This window comes from Mucilaginibacter sp. (assembly GCF_036383575.1).
Lineage (GTDB): Bacteria > Bacteroidota > Bacteroidia > Sphingobacteriales > Sphingobacteriaceae > Mucilaginibacter.
Genome location: NZ_DASVOB010000458.1, coordinates 1 through 1,714, shown reverse-complemented (window position 1 = coordinate 1,714; position 1,714 = coordinate 1). Strand labels below are relative to the sequence as shown.

Genomic DNA, 1,714 nt, shown 5'->3' with positions numbered 1-1,714 from the left:
CTGGTATAATCGTCAGAAGGGAACAACTGGTAATTACCACGCCTCCTGAACTGAATATCCCCGGCTGCCAAATGCTGAGTGCAACTGCCTGCCCTCACATCAATGCTACCCGTTAAGATCACTTCCAGGCAGTGTGCTGTTTGTAAGGTATCATCACACCTAAAAGGATGTATCTTATCGATGATGATCCCATACATATCAGATAACCGCAACCTCATATGTGCGTGATGATCAAGCAAGTCTTTAGGAATTTGTATCATCTTGAACCGTAAATTTCCCCTAAAGCTACATCTTGAAATTTATGTTTTTCACTTTTTGATCAATTGTAACAAACTGATGATAAACGCAGCTATAAGCTTTTGAAGCCCCATGGGGTGTCTTGCAAACTTGAGATGCCATGTCACCATCTATTAATTACATAATAATTACAAAGAAATTTATTTAAACATCAGATGTTTAAATAAACATCATATATTTGCATTGTTTTTAATTCACAATCATGGCAGAGAAACTTAGCAACAAAATTATCAGGCTTATCAAAAATGATATCCTTGCCGGTAAATGGAAAGAGGGCGATAAGATGCCTTCCGAGTTTGAATTGATGGAGTTATATGATGTTGGCCGTTCAACCATACGTGAAGCCATTAAATCTCTGGCAGATGCGGGTGTCCTGCGTGTACAGCAGGGCTCGGGGACATTTGTAAATGCCTTTACCGATTCGGACACTATTGACCAGCGGTTGAAACGCGCTGCTTTCGATGAGATCAATGCCGTGCGCCGGATGCTGGAACTGGAAATTGTCACCCTCGCTTCAAAACACCGGTCAGAAGATAATCTCCAGGAAATTGAAATACGGTTGCAGCAGCGGAAAGACGCTATAATGGCAGAAGAGCGCCTGGCCTGTATTGATGCCGACATAGCTTTTCACACGGCCGTCGCGAAGGCATCCTCAAATAGTGTTTTAGCCGACCTGTACCATAGCTTCAGCATAATCATTCGTGATTTTTTTGAAAAACGCGAAAAACAGGGCATAAGCCATTTTGCAATGAGCCACCACTTACATGAGGCGCTTTATAACGCCATTGCAAAAAGCGACACCGAAGCTGCCCGCCACATCACCACAGAAATTTTAAAAAATAATTATTAAACAATGACCATTCTAACTTTCACCCTAATATTACTGGCCGGCGCCTATCTGGCCGGTTTGGTGGGTTCATTAACCGGCCTTGGAGGCGGCGTAGTTGTAATACCTTTATTAACACTGGTTTTCCAGGTAGATATCCGCTATGCTATCGGTGCGGCACTGCTTGCTTCCATTGCCAATTCGTCGGGAGCGGCCAGCGCTTATGTAAAGGAAGGCATTACCAATATTCGTTTGGGTATGTTCCTCGAAATAGCAACCACAGTCGGGGCCGTAATAGGTGCCTTGCTGGCAGTATACACTCCTACTAACACCATCGCGGTACTGTTTGGCTGCATCCTGCTGTTTTCGGCCGCCATGACACTCAGGAAGAAGAACCAGGCAGCATTAACCGAAGGAAGCCGCACTTCGGCGTTTTTAAAGCTTAACGGAAGTTACCCCACAGCCGAAGGGCCGGTTGACTACAAGCTTAAAAATGTTGGTGCAGGTTTTTCTATCATGACCGTAGCCGGGGTACTTTCGGGCCTTTTAGGTATTGGTTCGGGCGCACTTAAAGTGCTGGCTATGGACTCA

3 protein-coding genes are annotated in these 1,714 nt (G+C 44.7%); 2 read left to right on the top strand and 1 reads right to left on the bottom strand.

Translation table 11 applies throughout. The features are described 5' to 3' along the window. Nucleotides 1-218: hypothetical protein (locus tag VF500_RS16370; RefSeq protein ID WP_330860701.1), on the bottom strand; the 218-nt coding region annotated here is incomplete at its 3' end. A 281-nt stretch (nucleotides 219-499) separates the two neighbouring features. On the opposite strand from VF500_RS16370, the gene VF500_RS16365 reads away from it, so the two are divergent. After that, nucleotides 500-1,147, top strand: coding sequence for a FadR/GntR family transcriptional regulator (locus tag VF500_RS16365; protein WP_330860700.1), 648 nt, complete (start codon nucleotides 500-502; stop codon nucleotides 1,145-1,147). A 3-nt stretch (nucleotides 1,148-1,150) separates the two neighbouring features. Further along, nucleotides 1,151-1,714: sulfite exporter TauE/SafE family protein (locus VF500_RS16360; protein WP_330860699.1), on the top strand; the 564-nt coding region annotated here is incomplete at its 3' end.

Excerpts from the sequence above, each read along its gene's own strand:
- VF500_RS16365 (WP_330860700.1), top strand. The coding sequence starts at position 500 with ATGGCAGAGAAACTTAGCAACAAAATTATCAGGCTTATCAAAAATGAT.